The sequence below is a fragment of the Niallia sp. FSL K6-0212 genome (assembly GCF_038007605.1).
Classification (GTDB): domain Bacteria; phylum Bacillota; class Bacilli; order Bacillales; family Cytobacillaceae; genus Niallia; species Niallia circulans.
Genome location: NZ_JBBOXL010000003.1, coordinates 120,309 through 142,832, shown reverse-complemented (window position 1 = coordinate 142,832; position 22,524 = coordinate 120,309). Strand labels below are relative to the sequence as shown.

At 35.4% G+C, this 22,524-nt stretch carries 21 protein-coding genes; 15 read left to right on the top strand and 6 right to left on the bottom strand.

What is annotated here, in order from left to right; translation table 11 throughout:
- The first annotated feature begins 139 nt into the window (after window positions 1-139).
- Window positions 140-1,513 (top strand): aldehyde dehydrogenase, encoded by a 1,374-nt coding sequence (locus tag MHH96_RS25430; RefSeq protein ID WP_144546534.1) that lies wholly within the window; start codon window positions 140-142, stop codon window positions 1,511-1,513.
- A 63-nt stretch (window positions 1,514-1,576) separates the two neighbouring features.
- Here the strand turns inward: MHH96_RS25430 and MHH96_RS25425 are convergent, their stop codons facing one another.
- Entirely contained in the window at window positions 1,577-2,119 is a 543-nt protein-coding gene (locus tag MHH96_RS25425; protein ID WP_061799122.1) for a hypothetical protein, read from the bottom strand.
- Window positions 2,120-2,268: 149 nt separating this feature from the next.
- Here MHH96_RS25425 and cdaS point away from each other — a divergent pair, with 149 nt between their 5' ends.
- A complete protein-coding gene (cdaS, locus tag MHH96_RS25420) occupies window positions 2,269-2,892 on the top strand; it encodes a sporulation-specific diadenylate cyclase CdaS (protein WP_047942320.1) in 624 nt (207 codons plus the stop codon).
- A 285-nt stretch (window positions 2,893-3,177) separates the two neighbouring features.
- On the opposite strand, the gene MHH96_RS25415 is transcribed toward cdaS, so the two are convergent.
- The 3 genes from MHH96_RS25415 to MHH96_RS25405 form a co-directional block, all read right to left on the bottom strand.
- The gene (locus MHH96_RS25415; protein ID WP_095322146.1) at window positions 3,178-3,999 is read right to left on the bottom strand and encodes an STAS domain-containing protein; all 822 of its coding nucleotides are present in this window, start codon (window positions 3,997-3,999) and stop codon (window positions 3,178-3,180) included.
- Between the two features lie 180 nt (window positions 4,000-4,179).
- Entirely contained in the window at window positions 4,180-4,464 is a 285-nt protein-coding gene (locus MHH96_RS25410) for a spore coat protein (RefSeq protein ID WP_144546536.1), read from the bottom strand.
- Window positions 4,465-4,490: 26 nt separating this feature from the next.
- Window positions 4,491-4,685, bottom strand: coding sequence for a hypothetical protein (locus MHH96_RS25405; RefSeq protein WP_061799119.1), 195 nt, complete (start codon window positions 4,683-4,685; stop codon window positions 4,491-4,493).
- A 246-nt stretch (window positions 4,686-4,931) separates the two neighbouring features.
- Between MHH96_RS25405 and MHH96_RS25400 the strand changes: the two genes are divergently transcribed.
- From MHH96_RS25400 to MHH96_RS25355, 10 genes are all read left to right on the top strand, one after another.
- The gene (locus MHH96_RS25400; RefSeq protein ID WP_336044859.1) at window positions 4,932-5,345 is read left to right on the top strand and encodes a DUF624 domain-containing protein; all 414 of its coding nucleotides are present in this window, start codon (window positions 4,932-4,934) and stop codon (window positions 5,343-5,345) included.
- Between the two features lie 62 nt (window positions 5,346-5,407).
- On the top strand, window positions 5,408-5,569 hold the full coding sequence (locus MHH96_RS25395) for a hypothetical protein (protein ID WP_341118304.1): 162 nt from the start codon (window positions 5,408-5,410) through the stop codon (window positions 5,567-5,569).
- Between the two features lie 19 nt (window positions 5,570-5,588).
- The gene (locus MHH96_RS25390) at window positions 5,589-7,340 is read left to right on the top strand and encodes a sensor histidine kinase (protein WP_336044858.1); all 1,752 of its coding nucleotides are present in this window, start codon (window positions 5,589-5,591) and stop codon (window positions 7,338-7,340) included.
- Between the two features lie 4 nt (window positions 7,341-7,344).
- Window positions 7,345-8,886, top strand: coding sequence for a response regulator transcription factor (locus tag MHH96_RS25385; protein WP_328283350.1), 1,542 nt, complete (start codon window positions 7,345-7,347; stop codon window positions 8,884-8,886).
- A 178-nt stretch (window positions 8,887-9,064) separates the two neighbouring features.
- Window positions 9,065-10,360 carry an ABC transporter substrate-binding protein gene (locus tag MHH96_RS25380; protein WP_047942314.1) on the top strand — a complete coding sequence of 432 codons (1,296 nt, stop codon included), beginning with the start codon at window positions 9,065-9,067 and terminating at the stop codon, window positions 10,358-10,360.
- Window positions 10,361-10,490: 130 nt separating this feature from the next.
- Window positions 10,491-11,390 carry a carbohydrate ABC transporter permease gene (locus tag MHH96_RS25375; protein ID WP_047942313.1) on the top strand — a complete coding sequence of 300 codons (900 nt, stop codon included), beginning with the start codon at window positions 10,491-10,493 and terminating at the stop codon, window positions 11,388-11,390.
- A gap of 38 nt (window positions 11,391-11,428) precedes the next feature.
- Window positions 11,429-12,301, top strand: coding sequence for a carbohydrate ABC transporter permease (locus MHH96_RS25370; RefSeq protein ID WP_047942359.1), 873 nt, complete (start codon window positions 11,429-11,431; stop codon window positions 12,299-12,301).
- A 63-nt stretch (window positions 12,302-12,364) separates the two neighbouring features.
- Window positions 12,365-13,468, top strand: coding sequence for a beta-galactosidase BglB (bglB, locus tag MHH96_RS25365; protein WP_144546544.1), 1,104 nt, complete (start codon window positions 12,365-12,367; stop codon window positions 13,466-13,468).
- 29 nt (window positions 13,469-13,497) lie between these two features.
- Window positions 13,498-15,483 carry a beta-galactosidase gene (locus MHH96_RS25360; protein ID WP_186325706.1) on the top strand — a complete coding sequence of 662 codons (1,986 nt, stop codon included), beginning with the start codon at window positions 13,498-13,500 and terminating at the stop codon, window positions 15,481-15,483.
- Between the two features lie 360 nt (window positions 15,484-15,843).
- Complete coding sequence (locus MHH96_RS25355; protein WP_144546548.1) at window positions 15,844-17,130, top strand: Gfo/Idh/MocA family oxidoreductase; 1,287 nt, start codon at window positions 15,844-15,846, stop codon at window positions 17,128-17,130.
- A 59-nt stretch (window positions 17,131-17,189) separates the two neighbouring features.
- On the opposite strand, the gene MHH96_RS25350 is transcribed toward MHH96_RS25355, so the two are convergent.
- The gene (locus tag MHH96_RS25350; RefSeq protein WP_047942308.1) at window positions 17,190-18,167 is read right to left on the bottom strand and encodes a LacI family DNA-binding transcriptional regulator; all 978 of its coding nucleotides are present in this window, start codon (window positions 18,165-18,167) and stop codon (window positions 17,190-17,192) included.
- A gap of 218 nt (window positions 18,168-18,385) precedes the next feature.
- Between MHH96_RS25350 and MHH96_RS25345 the strand changes: the two genes are divergently transcribed.
- Together MHH96_RS25345 and abc-f are read left to right on the top strand one after the other, a co-directional pair.
- A complete protein-coding gene (locus MHH96_RS25345) occupies window positions 18,386-18,523 on the top strand; it encodes an RAxF-45 family protein (RefSeq protein ID WP_162837580.1) in 138 nt (45 codons plus the stop codon).
- Between the two features lie 286 nt (window positions 18,524-18,809).
- Window positions 18,810-20,696, top strand: a complete 1,887-nt coding sequence (abc-f, locus tag MHH96_RS25340; RefSeq protein ID WP_144546550.1) for a ribosomal protection-like ABC-F family protein — start codon at window positions 18,810-18,812, stop codon at window positions 20,694-20,696.
- Window positions 20,697-20,744: 48 nt separating this feature from the next.
- On the opposite strand, the gene MHH96_RS25335 is transcribed toward abc-f, so the two are convergent.
- Window positions 20,745-21,446 (bottom strand): YoaK family protein, encoded by a 702-nt coding sequence (locus tag MHH96_RS25335; RefSeq protein WP_047942306.1) that lies wholly within the window; start codon window positions 21,444-21,446, stop codon window positions 20,745-20,747.
- 371 nt (window positions 21,447-21,817) lie between these two features.
- On the opposite strand from MHH96_RS25335, the gene MHH96_RS25330 reads away from it, so the two are divergent.
- Window positions 21,818-22,396 (top strand): class D sortase, encoded by a 579-nt coding sequence (locus MHH96_RS25330; RefSeq protein ID WP_047942305.1) that lies wholly within the window; start codon window positions 21,818-21,820, stop codon window positions 22,394-22,396.
- Window positions 22,397-22,524 lie beyond the last annotated feature (128 nt).

The following is a 22,524-nucleotide window of genomic DNA, read 5'->3' as shown; positions in this document are numbered from 1 at the left end:
TTTCGTGTAAGAAACTTCATTCTTATGCGAAATCCTTATTGTTATTTTTCAACTGTGTTTTTTTAAACTTGCTTATAGGAAGAATTACTTGATACACTCATCATTAAAATAATACCCATTAAGGGAGCGTAAATAAAAAATGGAAGTAAATCAAAGATTAGAACAAACAAATTCATTCTTTTCGACGCAAGCAACATTGCCCCTTTCTTTTCGAATAGAGCAGCTGGAAAAATTAAAAAATGTTATTTTAGAAAAAGAACTTCTTCTTATAAAGGCACTACAGAAAGACTTGGGAAAGCATCCTTTTGAATCATATGCCTCTGAAATTGGCTTTGTGCTTCAGAGTATTCGTCATACAACGAAACACTTGAAGAGATGGATGAAGCCCCAAAAAGCAAAAAGTACATGGAGTCTATTTCCTTCAAGGGGGAAAACTGTATATGAGCCATATGGAACGGTTCTTATTATCGGTCCATTTAACTATCCTTTTCAATTATTAATCGAGCCTTTAATTGGGGCCATCGCTGCAGGAAATTGTGCGATCTTAAAGCCCTCGGAGCTTGTGCCAACAGTTTCAGCTGTTGTAACGGACATGATAAATAATACCTTTAATCCTGCTTATATTAGTGCAATAGAAGGGGGAATAGAAACAAATCAAGCATTGATACACGCTGATTTTGACTATATTTTCTTTACAGGCAGTACGAAGGTAGGGAAGATTGTGATGGAAGCAGCGTCTCAGCACTTAACACCAGTAACGCTCGAATTAGGTGGGAAAAGTCCAGTAATTATCGATGAGACTGCAAATTTAAATGTAGCGGCCAAGCGTATTATATGGGGAAAAACGTTAAATGCCGGACAAACATGTGTAGCACCAGATTATATTATGGTGCATGAGTCAGTTAAAGAACCATTGATTGTCGAAATGGAAAAGACACTAGGAAACTATTTTGGAGAAGAGATTGAAGATAAAGAAGATTTTGGCCGAATTGTGAGTGATCGACATTTTCAGCGCTTAATTGCAATGCTAGAAGCTGATCGGAAGACCATCCTTTTTGGCGGGAAGAACAATCGAGATACACGTTTTATTGAACCCACGCTACTGGATGCTACGTGGGATTCCGCAACAATGCAAGAAGAAATCTTTGGACCGCTTTTGCCTATTTTAACCTATACAAAACTAGAGGACGCAATGGAATCGATTCGGAAGCTGGAGAAACCGTTAGCACTCTACCTTTTTACAAATAACAAGGAAACAGAAGCGAAAGTGATTCGTTGCCTATCATCAGGAGGTGTTTGTATTAATGATGTGTTAACCCACATTGTCCCGCCTAGTCTGCCTTTTGGCGGTGTAGGTGCCTCGGGAATGGGAGCTTATCACGGTGAATACAGTTTTAAAACATTCTCTCATCAAAAAAGTATCCTTAGAAAGAGTACTAAAGTAGATCTTCCCTTTCTTTTTCCACCATACACGAAAAAGAAAGAGAAGATAATTCGTAAAGTACTTAAATAATGATGAAGTAAAAATGCCCAATAACATTAAAAAAAACGGAAAGAGAGTGGAACGTCTTAAAGATTAGTTCCCTCTAAATTCAGTAATTCCAAAAGTTTGCTCATAATTATAGCCATTAAAATAAATATCTAAATCATGAAAATAGCGATGTAGATTTCGCATGGCGACACGATCATCTTTCTCTGCTACTATTTGAGCATTTGCGCCAATATCATTAATATCCTGCTTAATTTGCTCATCGTTAACCTTTATGTTCTTTAGAGCCTCCAGGATGGATGAAGCTGCTTCTTTTTGCTTCTCGTAGTTTGTTGTTTCTAGTCTGCCCCAGCCTAATGTTTTGTTATAAAAATCATGCCATTTAGAAATAAAGGTGTGTCCACTTGTACCATCTGCCAGAACAACCACTTCCTCATTGACTGGTGTATTGACCTGTTCTTTATCAAAGCTTTCTTCTGTCTCTGATGAAGCTTGTTTCACAACTGGACGGTCGTTTTCTGACTGCAAGGGTGATTTGCTGTCAAATAATGATTGGAAAATAAAATAGGAAGAAACACCTATTGCGGTAACAGATAGTAAAATAATAATAGTCCAAGTCCAAAATTTCATATGTGAAATTTTTCCTCCCATAGTAATATTCAACTATCAGTCTATCATTAGTGAAAATGGAATACAATCATGCAAAACCCTTTGAATGATTATCTTGCTTGTATAAATTCATTAAAGCTGGACAAGGTAACAAAAAAGGGAGTGTTGGTATGGAAGGAGACAACCATTTACCTAATGAGTTTAACCAAGAGATGCATCAATTACTGGAGGATTTAGAGGCGGAACTTAGCGAACTAAAAAATACGCTGGATGAAAAAGATTGCTGTATTTTAAACGATTTTGAGGAAGTAAATAAGTTATTTAAAAGTATTCATCATCGTGCAGCTACATTTTATTTACAATTATATTTAAAGCCATATACTAAGAATTTAGAAATCCTTACTGCTAGCGCCCAAGCTCTTTCTGATAAACGACATGGAGCGTTAATAGCTATTAAGCGTAAGGATTCTTTAGACAGATTGATTCATTCTGGAATCCCCTTACATGCAAAATTATCTGCTTCTTTACTAGAAGCAATTTTTTATCCTGGAAACCCATTGCACGATGGGGGAGTGTTAATCGAAGAGGATTCGATTATTTCTGCAGGCAATATATTTCCAACTGCAAGTAAATTTAACGGCAAGGATAAATTAGGAACAAGACATAGAGCAGCCATTGGGTTAAGTGAAATATCAGATGCATTAGTGATTGTTGTGTCAGAGGAAACAGGGAGAATATCGTTTACATTGGGTGGAGCATTATATCCCATTCAGCCAGGTGATATAAATATGTAAGATAGCCAGTATAGAAAGAGAATTGGAAAATTTCGCATAAAAAATATATTATTTAAAATTAAGTAACTTAATATACGTTGCCCCTCCTTAGCAGCTGCAAGAATGGCTGAGACTTTTTAGGATAAACGAAACCACACTCGCCACATTAGGAAACAAAATGTATTCAGGCTGCGGGGGAATAACCACCATTATAACGATTGAAAAATAAAAATAATGGGTATCCAACCAATATTCAGATGACTATCTTTGGTTGAATACCCATGCTAAGTATTTTCAATAGGAGTTTTAAAGAATATTCTTTAAGGTTTCTTGGAGGGTGCCTCTTGTTTCAGCATTTTTTTCAAAATGAATACCGGCATGCACCATTTTTTTTACTAACTCTGGTCTAAGTCCAGTAAGGATGGCGTTACAGCCCATCATCGAAATACCAGCTAATACTTTTTCAAAATAATCAATAACATCCATTTCCATTTTTGCTGTACCCGAAAGATCTATCACTAATGTTTGAATTTTTGAATCTGCTATATCGTTTAAAACTTTCTCTTCAATAACTTTAATTCTATATGAGTCAATGGTACCGATTAATGGTAAAACGGAAATAGATTGTTTAATCGGAATAATGGGAACAGATAAATGTTCAACCATTTTTCTTTGTTTATTCAACATCTCATCTTTATAATGCGAATAGCTAAGGAAAAAATTATTTAAAAATTGATCTATCTTTTCGTTAAATAATTTTTCCATTCCATAATAATCCTCGCGATTATGTATGATATCCTTTTCCTCATCAATCATGCTAATAAAATGCCATAAGGTTCTTCTGATGGCTTGGACCCATTCTAGCTTTAATTCTAAGGTCAAAGAGTGTTTAGCCCATGCAATTCCTTCTACTTTGGCAAAAGAAATTAAATCTGCTTCTTGTTGATCTACTGTGTAAAATATCAGTTTTTTGGCATTTTTTAACAAATCAATATTTCCTTTATTTAATATATCGGTAATTTTTATAGAAACATTTGTTGCTTCTGTCAGTAATTTTTGATTGAAGGTATTCCCATTCTCATTAATGAAATTTTTTAATTCGTCCTTTATGTACATTATTGTGTTCATTTTCGTTACTCCCATGGATTTAATTTAAGTATGAAATATACTAAACTACACAAATAATAGTTTTTGATAAACTACTTTACCCTATTATAAACATAATTAAACCCAAAATATTAAAATATTGATTTGAAGTTTAAAAAGAAGGAGATAAGCTGACTATATCACTTATCTCCTTCTTTTAATTTATTTTACTAATTCTAATGATATGTCTAATTTTTCTTTATCATGCTTTAATTGTTTATCCACATCATAGGCATAATACATATCATTTTTTATCATATAATTGGCGATTTTAGCATGATTGTCAATCGCTTCATTGAGTTGTTTTTTTAGGATTTCTCTTACTTGTGGAGAAGCTGTCTCTGTTAAGGCAACAGCATATGTTCTTACCGTTGCTTTCGCAGAAACCAGCAGCTCTGTAGCAATTAACTCATCACACATTTTTCCAGTGGCCTTTAATTTATCCATGAAACTCATTCCCATCACCCGTCCCTTTATTGTTTTAGAATTTCCTGTAGTTCTTTGATTGCTTTCTCTGAACTAGATACATCATTATCTAAAATTGCTTTTAAAGTATCATCATCAACCAGGGATTGTAATGCATAGGATTTTACGAGACAACTCTGTTTTAACGTCAGTACTTCATGTAATTCTAACGTTTCATGTATTGCTAATTTAGTAGAAGCCATGTTTTCTCCTCCTGTTGGACTTGTCTTTTCAGTATTTGATATATCCGCAATTGGATAGGCTTAAACCAATTTTTTTCATTTATGAATGAATCCTATCCGAAGGGAGCGATAGAGTCAGTTAAAGCACTCCAGTCTTTGATAGTTATTAAAATTTTTTGATTGCTTTCCTTTTCTTTACATAATTGTATGTAAAGGCTTACAAATTTGGTGTACAATAAATAAAAATGTAATAAGGGAGATGGGAGATTGGTACACAGTTTAACAAATGGTGCTTATAAGTTTTGCGAATGGGTAACGCGACTAGCCTACGTAAATTTACTATGGATATTTTTTACATTTTTAGGATTAGGCTTTTTTGGATGGATGCCAGCAAGTATTGCTATGTTTTCCATTACAAAAAAATGGGTGAATGTGGAAAGGGATATCCGCATTTTTCCTCTATTTTGGGCCAGCTATAAGCAAGATTGGTGGAAAGGCAATATTCTTGGGATGATTTTCATGCTTATTTTCCTGTTACTTTATATGGATTTTCGGATTATCGGCATATTGGATGGCCCCACAACACTTCTTCTTTTTTTATTTGTGGATTACTTCTTTTTTTTAGTACGACTTTTTTATATCTTCTACCAGTTTACACATACTACGATCTCAAGTTATTAGAATACATAAAATATGCATTTGTTATCGGGTTTCTACGTCCCGCCCATACAGTAGGAATCTTTATGGCTGTATTTTGTATAGCTTTTCTGGCATCACTTCATATAACGCTTCTTCTATTCTTTAGTATTAGTAGCCTTGCATTTGTTATTACTTGGCTGGCTGCCAGAGCTTTTGGCAGTATTGATCATCGTTTAAAGAAAATGACCCAACAAAGGATTGTTTAAAAATGAAAAGGGGTTAACGATGAAACATTTCATTTTTTCTATTATAAATAAATACCGACAGTTAAAAATAAAGAAAAAGTTGACGTTAACCATTTTATTCATAATGGTTGGTTCCTTATCCTTTATATTAATTGGATTTCAATATGCCTTTCATGTATACGATCAATTGTATTATCAAAAGACAACGGATGTCTTGCATATGTCATCCAAGCAATTAGAAAAAGAATTAAAAAGTATTGAGGAAGTCTCCTTTTCCCTCATGTCAGATAATAAAATTCAAAAAATTCTTTCGGAAATAAAGATGGACTCCAATCCTTACCAGCGCTATCAGCTGGATAACCAGCTTTGGGATCTGCTGACAGAGTACGTGGGCTCTTCAAAATATATTCATGCGATTCACATATTTGATGCAAATGGAAGGGAATATCGAGCTGGCGGATATACATCATCCATGATTTCAAAAAAAAAGGAGAAATGGATTGAGATAGGAGAAGGAAAAAAAGGAGCTAACCAGTGGGTAACAGAGACAGACAGCAATAAGATCTTTGCTATTCGCAAAATCAGAACCCATCAGAACTTGAGTTTAGATAATTTAGGCACACTCCTTATTCAAGTCAATGTAGATAAAATTGTAGAAGACAGTGTATCAGAAAATAATAAAGTGACAAGTAATATGATGATTAGCGGAGAAGATAATCAATTCTTTTATAAAGGAATATTCAAAGAAATAGAAAATATTCCCTATTTGCCGAATCAGAAGGTCGGCTATGAAATTCAGTCAATAGGCGGTCAGAAATACTTTATTACACATACTTCTTCCTCCTATGTTAACTGGGTTTATTGGAATATTGTGTCATTTGATTCGATTATTGCAAAAGTGCAAACTACAAAATACATTATGCTGGCGATTTTCTTTTTGCTGAACTTAGTTGTTTTATTTATGGCAGTCGTTTTTTCTAGTAAACTGACAAAGCCAATAGAACAGTTAGTGTCTGCGATGAAAAATGTCCAAAAAGGAGATTTATCCATAAAAAATACATTGCAGCCTGTGCAAGCGAATGATGAGATCGGCATTCTTACTGATCATTTTATCTTGATGATTGAACGTATTAATACATTAATCAAAGAAAACTATGAGAAACAATTATTAATTAAGGATACAGAATTTAAAGCATTACAGGCACAAATAAACCCCCATTTTTTATACAACACATTGGAATCGATTAATTGGCAGGCAAAGATGAATCGGCAAACTGATATTTCCAGTATGGTGGAGTCATTGGGTTACTTATTGCGGAATGCCATTAGTGCAAAAAATGATGCAGTTCTGTTAGAAGAGGAGATATTTATTGTAGATCATTATATAAGAATACAAAAATATCGATATGGTGACCGCTTAACTTTTCATAAAATGATACCTCCAGAGACGAAAAATTGCTATATACCTAAATTGATGATTCAGCCGCTCGTAGAAAATGCTATTCATTATGCACTCGAACAGATGATAGAGCCTTGCAAAATAACGGTCCGTGCTGTTCTTAGAGAAAATAATTTGCATATTACAGTAGAGGATAATGGACCAGGAATGGAGGAGGAACTATTAGCAAGAGTTAGAAAGCAGGAAGTAAAAACAAGAGGAACTGGAATCGGCCTCTATAATATTGATTCACGGATAAAGCTTCTATACGGTGAGGAATTTGGTTTAATAATTAAAAGTAAACGAGGAACAGGAACACAAGTACATCTAATTATTCCAAATAAATGGCGGTGAGAACATGTATAAGGTAATTCTAGTAGATGATGAAAAAATCATTTTAGATGGCATTTCTAGTATTATTGACTGGGATATGTTACATACAAGGCTCGTGGGTAAGGCTGCCAATGGGATGGAAGCCTATCAATTAATTAAAAATTTACAGCCGCATATTGTTATTAGTGATATAAAGATGCCGGGATTAAATGGCATTGAGTTAGTTTCTAAAATTAAAAAGGAATATCCTTCTATTCATTTTATCCTTCTATCTGGATTTTCCGAATTTCATTTTGCGAAAAAGGCAATGGAGTATGGAGTTAAACATTATTTATTAAAGCCTTGTAACGAAAAGCAAATTATGGAAGCGATTCAACAGACGATTAGTGAAATTCGGATGAAAGAAAAAAGAAAGCGTTACTTGCTAGAAATGAAAAAGAAAATGGATACTGTGCAGCCTTTTGTAAAAAAGCAATTACTGACAGAGCTTGTTACTAGTAAAAAATCAGAAAAAAACGTTTTAGCCTATTATCAAAGAATTTTTCATACTAGATTAGAAGATAAGAAAGTTTTTGTTGTGCTGTTTCATCTCGAAGGAGATTTTAACTATGAACATTTATTTATGTTAGAGAATGTTGGAAGTGACATTTTTGAATCACCTATTCTATCGTCTAATATCGGAGAATATATTTTGTTTCTAGTAGATGAAAATAATGGCCAGGATGAATTACAAGAGAGAATTGAAGAGATCCGTAAAAATTTCTATGCTGTCTACGAAATGGATATGACGGTTGCTGTGAGCGGAGCAGGTCCTATTACATTAACGCGAAAACTTTATCAAGAAGCGCTTGAATGTCTAAGTCATCGTTTTTATTTAGGAGAGGGAAGCATAATAACAAAAAAAGATATTCAGCAGGAACAGGAAATAAATAACTTGGAATTTGGAGATTTACCATTGTTTTTAGAAATAAAATCAGGAAATTGGAATAAAGTAAAGCAAGAGATGGACGATATATTCCAGCAGATTGCAGCTAAAAGAGATCCGATTCATTTGACAAGAACCTATGTTATTCAACTTTTTCTCACCATGATCCAAACATGCTGGGCTAAAAGTCTGCCTGACTATATGGGGAAAATCTCTTATTTACTAGAAGTCGATAGCATTCAGGCCATGAAGGAGTTTTTACTCCATCATACAAAGGAAATCACCTTTATCTATTATGAAAAACATAAATCTTCTCAGTCGCATATAATCGAGCAAATGAAAGAAATAATTAATAGTGAATTAAGCAATCCAGCCCTTTCTTTAAAGTGGGTTGCTAAACAGGTTTATATGAATGCAGATTATCTAGGCAAATTATTTAAGCAAGAAACAGGGGAAAAGTTTTCGACATATGTGACGAGAATGAGAGTGAATAAGGCAATGGAAGAAATTCAGAAGACGGATGATGTAAAAATACTAACACTGGCAGAAATGATTGGATTCGGCGATAATCCGCAATACTTTAGTCAGGTATTTAAAAAACATACGGGATATACCCCTTCTGAATATAAGAACGCACGATAAAAAGCTCCTAATCTCTTTGGGAAAGAAGAGATTAGGAGCTTTTTACTGATGAATTTTCTAAAATAAATACCTCTGTTTTTTAAACAGGATTTCTCTATTTTTTATATTCCATCATGTGGTAATAACATTTAGAATCATGATGAAAGCACTTACAATAAAGAAGGAAGAGGGGGATTTGGTGAGGAAGATTCTCATTTTAGCCTTAAGTCTGTTTGTGGTAACAGCATTTAGCGGTTGTAGTGCATCTAGCAGTAACGAATCAGATGGAAAAAATGGCAGCGACAAGATTACCATCCGGTTTGCGTGGTGGGGTGGTCAGCCTCGTCATGATTACACAACAAAAGTTATTGAGATGTATGAAAAGGAAAATCCTAATGTGAACATCGAGCCAGAGTTTGCTAACTGGGATGATTATTGGAAAAAGTTAGCTCCGCAGGCGGCGGCAAACCAATTACCTGATGTAATTCAAATGGATATGGCCTATTTATCTCAGTACGGTGAAAAAGGACAATTGGAAGATTTAACACCTTATCTTGAAAATGGAACAATAGATACAGCAAATATTCCTGAAAATAATATTTCAGGAGGGAAAATCGATGATAGCCTTTATGGGTTACCAGCAGGTGTGAATGTATTATCCGTTATTTCCAATGATCGCTTATTAAAAGAGGCTGGAATTGAGTTTGACAGCCAAACTTGGACATGGGATGACTATGAAAAAACAGCCTTGCTGCTACAAGAAAAACTAGGAATCTATGGTTCGAATGGGATGCATCCCCCAGATGTATTCTTTCCGTATTATTTAAGAACACAAGGGGAGCGTTTTTATAAGGAAGATGGTACAGGGTTAGCTTACGAGGATGATCAATTATTTATTGATTACTTTGAAAGACAATTGCGCTTAATTGAGGCAGATGCATCTCCAACACCAGATGAACAAGCACAAATAAAAGGGATGGAAGATGATTTTATCGTAAAAGGTGCTACTGGATTTACATGGAATTACTCTAATCAATACTTAGCATTCTCTCAATTAACCGATGATTCTCTTACCATTAACTTTCCTCCAGCCCAAGAACAGGAAAGTGCCTTATTCTTAAAACCAAGTATGTTATTCTCTATTCCGAAAAGTTCGAAGGTAAAAGAAGAGGCAGCAAAATTTATTGATTACTTTGTGAATAATGTGGAAGCAAATAAATTGATTAAAGGAGAAAGAGGAGTACCAGTTTCTACTGAAGTATCTGAGGCAATCAAGCCAGAGTTAAGCGAGTCAGAAACAAAAATTGTCGAATACGTAGAAGCTGCGGCACAACATGCAAGCCAGGCAGATCCGCCAGATCCGATTGGAAGTGCAGAAGTAATTAAAGCACTGAAAGATGTTTCCGATCAAATATTATTTAAACAAATTAAGCCAGCAGAAGGTGCAGAGAAATTTAGAGAACAAGCAAATGAAATTCTAGGAAGAAATAAATAGAGAGCTCCTGTAGCCTTCTATTAAAGAACATTTTCATGAAAGCACATATCCAACCTTGACCAAATGCACGAAAAGTTCTATTTTGAATGATTCGTGCTTTATTTCTGATTAGAGAGGAGTTGTCTTCGTTATGAAATCACGTGCATTAAAAGATAATTTATCCGGATATGCTTTTATATCACCATTTATTATTGGATTTACAACATTTACGGTTGTTCCGATGCTTATTTCCTTATACTTATCCTTCACTAATTATGATTTATTTACAACCCCGACATGGATAGGGCTTGGTAATTATAAAGAAATGTTCTTTGGAGATGAGAAGTTTTGGAAATCATTAAGTGTTACTTTTTATTATGTACTTGCAGGGGTTCCTCTACGTTTAATGTTTGCTTTATTTGTAGCAATGCTTTTAAACCAAAACATGAAAGGAATAGGGATTTACCGCGTACTTTTTTATCTTCCATCGATTATCGGAGGTAGTGTGGCAGTTGCGATTATGTGGCGTAATATTTTTGGTAACGAAGGAGTAATCAATGCGCTATTGTTCTTTATGGGAATTGATAACAAGATTCTGTGGTATCAAGATCCGACAAGCGCTTTATGGACATTGATTCTACTTGCTGTATGGCAGTTTGGTTCTTCCATGCTTATCTTCCTGGCAGGACTAAAAAATATTCCGCCAACATATTATGAAGCGGCAAGTGTAGATGGCGCAAATGCTATTCGCAAATTTTTCAAAATTACATTACCGCTTTTAAGCCCCATTATCTTTTTTAATTTAGTCATGCAAACAATATCTGCCTTTATGACTTTTACACCAGCTTACATTATTTCTAAAGGGGAGGGTGGTCCTCTAGATGGTACTTTACTATACCCACTTTATTTATTCCAAAAAGCATTTAACTTTTTCCAAATGGGATATGCTTCTGCCATGGCATGGGTAATGTTGATTATCGTAGGCCTTACCACACTCATTTTATTTAAAACATCATCTTTATGGGTTTATTACGAGTCGAAGGAGGATTAATAAAGGTGGAGACATTTAAACAAGCAACCAATAATGTTATCGAACCAGACATCAGGCCAACAATAGAAAAGAAAAGAAAAAAGATCAGACCGAAAAAAATACTCTTTCATCTGATTACTAGCATCATTGCTATAATTATGCTCTATCCTGTTATATGGTTAATTGTGAGCTCCTTTAAAGAAAGTTCCTCTATCTTTGTTACTGCTCATTCGCTTATTCCGGAAAGATTTATTTGGACCAACTATGCAGATGGCTGGCAGGGAATTGCTGGACAGTCTTTTGGTACTTTCATTAAAAACTCCTTGATTATTGTTGGACTTTCCACCATTGGTGCGGTAGTTTCATCTGCGCTAATCGCTTATGGATTTGCGAGAATTCAGTTTAAAGGCAAAAGCTTTTGGTTTGCATGCATGATGGTGACGATGATGCTTCCACACGAAGTATTAATGATTCCTCAATATATCATCTTTGCCAAAATAGGCTGGATAAATAGTTTTAAACCAATCGTTGTTCCACAGTTTTTTGGGCATGCCTTTTTCATCTTTTTAATTGTCCAGTTTATTCGTACCATCCCTGTAGAGTTAGATGAAGCAGCTAGAATAGACGGGTGCGGCCGCTTTAGTATCTTCTTTCGCATCATATTACCTTTGATAACACCTGCGTTAGCAACATCTGCTATATTTTCGTTTTATTGGAAATGGGAGGATTTAATCAATCCAGTTTTATATTTAAATAAAGCAGAATTGTACCCTGTTTCTCTAGCTCTAAAATTATTTTTAGATACGGAGTCAGCATCAAATTGGGGAGCAATGTTTGCTATGTCTGTTGTCTCATTATTACCAGTTATTTTGATTTTCTTCGTATTCCAAAAGTATATTGTGGAAGGTATCAGTACAAGTGGCTTAAAATAGCAGCGGAAAAAAGAGATCTTTTCAGTTGAACATTTTCTTTATTCTTTACATGGAGGGAAAGAGATGGTTGATACAAGACTTTTGTTAGAAAAACAAAAAGTGGTTGGTTCGATAGAAAAGTTGATGGAGAATTTAGCGAGTATTAAAGATCAAACAGGTGCGTACTTACTACATTTTGATGGAGTTGTGGTGGATGATAAAAGCTGGGAAGTATGGAATTGGCCACAGGGTGTAGGCTTATATGGAATCTATAATTATTGGAAAATATCGAATGATCAAAAGGCAAAGCAAATAATCACAGAATGGTATTACCGAAGATTAAAAGAGGGAGTTCCACCTAAAAATGTCAATACGATGGCGCCTCTGCTTACCTTGGCATACCTATATGAAGATACAAGGGATCAAACGTATTTACCTTATTTAGAGAAGTGGGCTGACTGGGTGCTATATGAAATGCCAAGGACAAAAGAAGGTGGACTTCAGCACATGACCTATGGACCTGAAAATAAAAATCAGCTATGGGATGATACACTAATGATGACTGTTTTACCTCTTGCAAAAATTGGAAAACTGCTTCATAACCAAATGTATATAGAAGAAGCGAAAAAGCAGTTTCTAATTCATACAAAATATCTGTGTGATCGAAAAACGGGATTATGGTTCCATGGCTGGACGTTTGAGGGGGATCACCATTTTGCGGAGGCTCTATGGGCACGAGGTAATTGCTGGATTACCATTGCTATTCCTGAAATAATCGATTTGCTTGAACTGCCAAAGGGAGATTTCTTTCGTGAATATTTATTAGAGACACTAACTAGGCAGATAGAGAGATTAAAAGAATATCAACATGAAACAGGTATGTGGCATACCTTGATTACCGATCGATCCTCCTATTTAGAGGCATCCGCCACGGCTGGCTTTGCGTACGGAATATTGAAAGCAGTTCACAAAAGGTACATTGGCTCGGAATATAAAGAGGTTGCTTTAAAGGCAGTACAGGCAATTATCCAAGAAATAAATGAACAAGGTGCTTTACAAAAAGTATCAGTAGGAACTGGAATGGGAGAAACACTGGAATTTTATCGCCAAATTCCGATGACTACGATGCCATATGGACAGTCATTAGCGATTTTATGTCTATCCGAATTTTTATACAGTTATTGTTAGCAGAAAGTTATAAGGAGGAGGAAATAAATTTGCAAAAGTTATATCATGGAGCAGCCTTCTATCCAGAGCTATGGGATCAAGAAATTATTGAAGAAGACATCCAACTAATGAAAGAAGTAGGAATTAATGTGGTGCGTATAGGTGAATTTATTTGGTCCTTTATCGAGAAAGAAGAAGGAAATGTGAATGTTTCTTTTTTGAAAGAAGTGATTAAGAAATTGAAAGATAATGGTATTGATACTATCCTATGCACACCGACTGCAACACCGCCAATCTGGATGTCCTATCAACATCCAGAACGTATGCATGTAGATAAAAATGGTACTGTTATGAGTCATGGAGCAAGGCAGCATGTATGTACAAATAATGGCTATTTTCGTGAAAAGGCAGCCATTATAACGGAGACACTGGCAAAGGAGTTAGGAGAGCTGCCTGGTATCATTGCCTGGCAGTTAGATAACGAATTTAAATGTCATGTCGGAGACTGCTTTTGTGATACTTGTAAATCTGAATGGCATCGTTGGTTAAAACAAAAGTATGAAACAATTGAAAATTTAAATGAAGCGTGGGGCACACATATATGGAGCCAATACTATCAAACATTTGAACAAATTCCACAGCCTAAACAAACACCTTTTTTGCATAATGCATCTTTATTAACAATGTATAAATTATTCACACATGAAAAAATAGCAGAGTTTGCAACAGAGCAAGCCGCTATTATTCGTCAACATTCAAATGCACCTATTACACATAATGCAACAGTCTTTTTTGATCTGGATCAAGCATTATTGTTTGAAAATCTAGATTTTGCTTCTTTTGATACATATGCGGTCCAGGAAAATGCTAGTTCCTTTATGATGCTGTGTGATTTGTATAGAAACATAAAGAAAGATAGCCCATTTTGGCTGATGGAAACAAGTACTTCTTTTAGTGCATCACTGGAAAGATATGCAAATCCACATTTAGATGGTTATTTGCAGGCAGAAGCAGCATATGCTTATGCTGCAGGAGCTGAAGGTTTTTGCTACTGGCTTTGGAGACAACAGCGAAGCGGTTGTGAGATTTCTCATGGATCTGTTATTAGTGCTTGGGGAAATCCAACAATTGGTTATAAAAATGTATTAGAAGTAGAACGAATTCGAAAAGAATTAGAACCGCTTCTGCTTCATACGAGGCCAAAGCAAGCAGAGGTGGCGATTTGCTATTCGGACCAGGCTAAAGCCTATTTTCAAACAGAGCCATTTAATGGAGTTCAATATAAACAGATTTTAACGAGTTTTTATGAACGCTTCCTTTCTTTGGGCATTCAACGTGACTTGATTATGGAAAAAGCAGACTTAGATGGTTATAAAATATTGTTTACCCCATTTATTCCTTATCTTTCAACAGAGTATATAAAAAGAGCCGAAACATTTGTTGAAAAAGGAGGGATTTGGATTGTGGGCCCGCTTACCGGAGGACGTACGAGTGAACATACTATCCATACAGATTGTGCACTTGGAGAGCTAGAAAAGGCAGCAGGTACGGAGGCTTTATTTACAAATCCATTAGACGGAACGAATACATTAGGGGAAGCGTTTGGAATCACAGCAGAGTTAGGCTTATGGAGCACTATTTTTAATACCGAAAAAGAAGGAAATATAGGCTTAATCAAAGAAGGACTAGGTGCTGGAGGAACATTTATCAAAGAGACTAAAAGGGGCAAAGGAAAAATAGTTATGCTTGGCAGTTTTCCCCTTGGCAAATCAGGAGAAGAAATGCTGGAGGCATTGATTCAGCATTATGCAGAAATAGCTGCTATAAGACGGGAGATAAAAGCCACTCCTGGTACTGTTCTTATCCCGAGAATCGGAGGGAATGCCACTTACTGGGTTGCGATAAATATGGATGGAGGAACTGGTGACATAACCGTGCCAGAAAATAGTTGGGAGTGGAAAAGTAAGAAAAAATTAGTGGAGGGAACATATAAAATTCCGGCCTATAGCTACAAAATAATAATGTCCCAAATATAATGCTTGTAGCTCCTAATAACAAAGTGGTATTAGGAGCTATCAATCTAATTATGTTGTATTTTCACATAAGGATGTGGTAAAAGGGGACTTTTAGATGGTTGATATATAGGGAAAGTTCCTTTATAATCGAAAATAACAACGTTGTTATTTTTCAATTGTACTCTCTATTTATTTTGATCCTCGATTGTAAATATTGCACAGCAGATAGCTTCATTAATTTATTAATAAAATGTAAACGTTTTCTATTGTGTGTGCTTATAGTACTTTCCATGTATACAAAGTTTCTTGATGTGGTTAAAAACAACAATAAGTTTATGTTAGGCAGTAATCAAAATGGTTAAACAATAAGGAGGAAAAATTATGAAGAAGAAAACATATGCATTAGTGGGAACAGGTGGACGGGCGGAATTTTTTTATGGAGCAGTTGCGCGAGATTTTCGAGATACGGCAGATTTAGTAGGTTTTTGTGATTTAAATCAAACGAGAATGGATTATGCTAACCATCTATTAGAATCAAAGTATAGTTATAAAAAGGTTCCAACATATACAGCAGATCAATTTGAACAAATGCTGAAAGACCAAACCCCAGATTACTGCATTGTTACAACAATGGATCGCACCCATCATACATATATAATAAAGGCGATGGAATTGGGATGTGACGTTATTACAGAAAAGCCATTGACGATTGACGAAGAAAAGGCACAGTGTATTTTAGATGCAGTGGAACGTACAAATAGAAAACTACGAGTAACTTTTAACTATCGCTATGCTCCCCATAATACCAAAATTAGAGAATTAATTGAAGATGGAGTAATTGGAGATGTGCATGCTGTACATTTTGAATGGCTGCTGAATACAGAGCATGGAGCTGATTATTTTAGAAGATGGCATCGGGATAAACGGAATAGTGGCGGCTTGCTTGTTCATAAATCAACTCATCATTTTGATCTTGTTAATTTCTGGCTGCAGTCCTATCCAGATACTGTTTTAGCAATGGGGGACTTGATGTTTTATGGAAGAGAAAATGCGGAAAAACGCGGAGAAACTAAGTTTTATCAAAGAGCTTATGGCAGTAAATATGCAAAATCGGATCATTTTGCCTTACACTTAGAAAAAAATGAGCACTTAAAGGAAATGTATCTGAATGCCGAAAAAGAAGATGGATATCAGCGAGATCAAAGTGTGTTTGGAGATGGCATTAGCACAGAAGACACATTAGGGTTAATAGCTAAGTTTAAAAATAAAGCGATTCTCACTTATTCTTTACATGCTTATGCACCGTGGGAAGGATTCAATGTTGTTTTAAATGGATCAAAGGGCAGATTAGAAGTCAACGTAGTCGAAAAATCATATGTTAATTCAGGAGGTAATAAGGAAGAGGAAGGAGCCTTATCCTCAAAATCTATTACTGTGCATCCCATGCTAGGAAAACCATATGAAGTAGAGATAGAAGAGGGAGAGGGGGGGCATGGTGGAGGAGATCCAATATTGCTTCGCGATATATTTGGGGAGCCTGTCGAAGATCGGTTTCATCGTGCCGCCACCCATATTGACGGCGTGAAATCTATTTTAACAGGGATTGCCGGAAATATTTCTATAAAAACTGGCATGCCAGTAAAACTAGATTCATTGGTGAACTTTTAGATAGAGTGTTAGTTTGACAGGAGGAAATTTCTATTTTCATAGAAGTTTCCTTTTATTATCTAGGAGATTTTTGTGCAGGAATTTGTAATTTTTAATTCTGGTTCCATAAAAATTTTAGTTTCTACTTCTTCGTCGTTAATCACTTTCATCAATATTTCAATTGTTTTTTCACTAATTTTGTCTAGTGGAACTCCGACTGTTGATAGGGGTATATCAAAATGCTCTAGTGCTGGAAAGTTATCATAACTAATTATAGAAATATCATTTGGTATGGATAAGTTAGATTCATAAATAGCTTGAAGAGCACCGCGCGCAAGGTCATAGCTCCCTGTAAGAATGGCAGTTGGCCGTTTAGCTAAAGTTAGTAATTGCTTAGCAGCCTCATAGCCGTCATATTGTTCAAAATTATTCACTCGTATTTTTTGAAAAGAATAAGTCGGTAATTCCAACTCTAAAATCGCCTGTTCAAATCCCTTGACCTTTTCTTTTTGCAGTTTATCACCTTCTACATCTCCAATATAGCTAATGTAACGATGCCCCATCTTATAAAGATATTGCGCAGCTTGATAAGTTGCTTTTTGGCGATTTACATCAATAACAGGATAAGGAGTTTGCTTATTGGCTAGTCCATGCATGACAATAGGAACATCTGAATAAGAAGAAACGATGGATTGACTAGAATCAAATACTAGTATGGCATCTACTTGATAGCGGCTAAAGATTTTTAAAGCAGACTTTACTTCATTTATAGATATCAATGTTGTATAAGAAAGCTCCTCCAATTCCTTGTTAATAGTTGTAATAAGCTTTGAGAGAACGGTTTGTTCAATGGTAGGCCACACAACACCAATAGTAAAGGATTTTTTGGAAACAAGGCTTCTAGCTGCAATATTGGGTTGATAACCTAATTCATTAGCAACCGCCATAATGAGATCCTTCGTAGGTTTCTTTACTAATGGACTATCACGAAGTGCCTTTGAAACGGTGGAATAGCTTACTCCAGCACTTTTAGCTATATCTTTAATAGTGACACTCATCTTCATCCCTCCGATTCATCCATAAATAAAAATAACAACGTTGTTTTCATTTTATTATATCCACTGCTTTGCTTTTTAACAAGAAGGCCTCTTCGATAGAAAGAAACTTGATAAATTAGTGAATATTATTTTGATTCGAAGTTTACTGATTTTTCTTGTATAGTATGCCTGATAAAGGTATAATAAATTTATCTTACAAAGAAAAGAGGTGGGAAAGGATGTTAAGTTCAACCGTTTTAGTGCAAGGTTATATGATGGAAAGTCTTTATATTAACCGTGCGAAATTTGCGATTGTAGTTGTTAACGGGATAAGTGTGTCCTTTTTTAAACAACTAAATAGCAAATTAAAACGGTGAAAACATCTCTTACCCACATCTAATGGACGGTAAAAGGAGTGCATTTTCATGCGCTCCTTTTTGCATAGATTTATAAAAATCAAAAGTCTTTAGAAAAGTACATGGAAATTTTTTATAGTTATACATGTAGAGGGTTATATGGATAGAAAAGAAGATAGGTCTTTTCTATAACAGATAAGTCATGGAGAAGTTGTTTTCCATGGCTTTTTGTGTTGCTTTAAATGGACTGGAATCGTCCGTTTAGAGGTTGGGAAAAGAGATAATCATAACAAAGGAGAGCGGTAAAATGATTATTTGCAGCGTAAATAAGATAGCTAAAATGTATGGAGGAAATACCATATTTGAAGATATTTCTATAGAGATCAAGGAGAAGGAAAAAGTAGGTCTTGTTGGCAGAAACGGAAGTGGCAAGACAACCTTGTTTAGGCTTCTAGCTGGGAAGGAAACACCAGATGCTGGGCAAATTCATTGGAAAAAAGGCATGAAAATTGGGTATTTAGAACAAATACCAGAATTTAAACCAGAATGGATGGCAAAGGATGTTTTAAAGCAAGCATTTTCAAATCTAGTTATCATCGAAGAGAAGATGAAACAGATGGAACAGGAAATGGCGAAGGACAATTCTCCAAGCCAATTACAGCTTTTAATCGAGGAGTATGGAAAACTGCAAGAGTTTTTTACAAATGCTGGCGGATATGAGATGGATGCCAAAATTGAAAAGATTGTAAACGGGTTAAACATTCAACATTTAGTAACCAAAAAATATGGAGATTTAAGTGGAGGAGAACGAACTAAAATTGGTTTAGCCATGATTCTTCTGGAAGAACCAGATTTCCTTTTATTAGATGAGCCGACGAACCATTTAGATTTAATGGCAGTGGAGTGGCTAGGAAGATTTCTTCAAGATTATAGTGGAACCATTTTACTTATTTCTCATGATCGCTACTTTTTAGATGAAGTAATTCAAAAAGTCATCGATTTAGAGGATGGAGAAGTAACGACCTATCATACTAATTTCACCAATTTTACGAAGGAAAAGGAAGAAAGACTTTTAAGAGAATTCCAAGCTTACGAGGAGCAGCAAAAGAAAATCAAGAAAATGAGGGAAGCGATTAAACGCTTGCGTGAATGGGCCAATCGTGCCAACCCGCCTAATGAAGGACTGCATAAGCGTGCGCGAAACATGGAACGGGCTATAGAGAGAATGGAGAAATTGTCTCGGCCAAATATGAATAGAAAGAAAATGAATTTTGAAATGGAATCAAGTGATCGAAGTGGCAAGGATGTGATTCAACTTCGTAATGTTTCCAAAAAATTTGGAGAGCAAATCCTCTTTCAAGATGTACAGATGAAGATTAGCTACAAGGATAGGGCAGCTATTATTGGAGAGAATGGCACAGGGAAATCAACTTTATTAAAAATGATTCTTCAGCAAATCAAGGCAGATGAAGGAGAAATAAAGATCGGTAGTAATGTTAAAATCGGTTATCTTTCTCAGCATACCTTAACAGAAATGGAAGGAGAAACAGTTATCGAGGCTTTTCGAAATGAAGTATCTGTGACAGAAGGGGAGGCTCGACATATTTTAGCGCAATTTCTCTTTTATGGATATTCTGTTTTTCGAAAGACTGCCAATTTAAGCGGCGGAGAAAGAATGAGGCTGCGATTAGCACAGCTGATGCATCAAGAAATTAATCTGCTTGTATTAGATGAACCAACGAATCATTTAGATATTGATTCTCGTGAAGTATTGGAAGATGCTCTAGAGAATTTTGATGGTACTATTCTTGCTGTTTCCCATGATCGCTACTTTTTAAATAAGCTTTTTCGAAAGATTTATTGGATTGAGTCACAAGAGATTCAATGTTATGAAGGAAATTATACGTATGCGCGAGAAAAGTCACAGGAAAGAAAAAGGACACAAGTGCATATAGACGAAACAATAACATCGAAAAAGAGGATGCAGCCGATTAAGAAAAGACAAAGAACCGAATCTGCCGTTAATCCAGTGGATTTGGCAAATGAACTGGAAGGATTGGAGAAGGAGATATCAGAAGTAGAGAGAAGAATAGAAACAGAGACGGAATGGGAGAGCTTAGCGCAATTTTCATCGGAAAAGGAAAGGCTGGAAAGAAGATGGGAGGAACTGTATACCCTGATGAATAGCAAATAAAAAGGAGAAAGGCTGCCAAGACTCAGCCTTTCTCCTTTTTTACATTAATTATTGTGCACAACGCTTACGAATATATCCTTTATCTTTATGATAGAGAACTAATGCAATAATTAAAATGATGGCAGATATCCAGATAGCTTTATTGCCAAATTGAGTGGTTGTAAACGTTCCTAGTAGCGCTCCGAAAATAAAAGAGCCAATTATAAGGGAAAACTCTTTAAATTGGATTCTTGCCTCTTGACTTTGTTTGATAAAAGCAGCATAAGCCGCTTGTGTCGCAGTTCGTAAATTACCAGTAGTCATAGTAGAATTATAGGCCCATTTATCGAGTTTATTAAAAGTAGATATTTGTAAGGAAGATACAAAAGAAATACTTGTTGTCACAATAATGTTTGGTATAGATGCCGGCAAGAAGCCAACGGTAATTAAGACAATACATTCCAATATTAGAATCGATCGTCTATAGCTGTATAAGATCTCTCTTAAAGAAGGAATCTTCACAATTTCTGAGACTAGGACTCCTAAAATAAAAGCTATTAACGGTGGAATATAATGAAGGGATTCTCTCCATTCGCCAGTCGCTGCGTTCACTGCAAACAAAACAATATTCCCTGTTTGCGCATTGGCAAATACGCCGTCCCTGCTAATAAAGGTATACGCATCTAAAAAGCCGCCAACCATTCCCAATAAAGCGGCTAAGAATACAGAATTAGAAGATAAAGAGGGAATTGGTTTTAATTTATCAATCATGGTATTACGCTCCTTGCGAGATAATTCTTTCCTGAAAGCTATAAGGAAAAACATTACTATCTTAACATAAATCGTTTCAGGAGGATTTGAATAAAAACCGAATTTTTTATGGATTTATATATTAAACGCTTTCTCTTTGTTTTAAACAAAGTAAAAAATGTCAATTATTTTTTTTCTACTTTTTTGATAGTAAGTACGTGTGAATAATATGTATGTATGTTTGTAATGAGTACAAATAACAAAAAGTAGAGAAGGAAAGCTATTGCCAGATACTGTGACAATAGCTTACAATTTAATCAAAGTAGAAATTATACTGGTCGTAATACGAAATAGTTGTTTTAATAAATTAATGAAGAAAGGCATAGGATGATATGAAGTGGACTAAATGGTTATCCCTCCTGCTTATAATAGGCGGAGTATTTTTTATTGGGTATGGCGTTTGGAATATAATGGATACGAAAGCGCAAACGGAGAACTCTTTATCCGAAGCTAAGGCAGCCATTAACAAGGGGAATGAAAAGTGGGTGGATAAAGAAAGTAAACGTTTTGTCCCATCTATTGGAGATGCTGTTGGGCTATTAGAGATTGACAAAATTGATGGGGAGTTACCAATTGTGGAAGGGACAGATCCAGATGATTTGGAAAAAGGGGTCGGACATTATAAAGGCAGCTTCTATCCAGATGAAAATGGACAAATCGTCTTATCGGGCCATCGTGATACGGTTTTTAGGAGAGCAGGAGAATTAGAAATAGGAGACGAGCTTAAAATTATTTTGCCATATGGGGAATTCTCTTATCAAATCACTTCTACTAAAATAGTCGAGGCCGATGATCAATCGATTATTACACTAGATGATTCACAAGAAGAACTTATCCTGACAACATGTTATCCATTTCGCTTTGTAGGCAATGCACCGCAGCGTTATATTATTTATGCTAAAAGAATATAGTGATTATACCAACTCTGTAAATGAAAAAATACTCGTAACAGCAGATAAGAATCTACACATATTATCTTAATACGTACACCACTTAGTTATTAGTGGTGTATTTTTTATCTGCTACATTTTAAATGCAT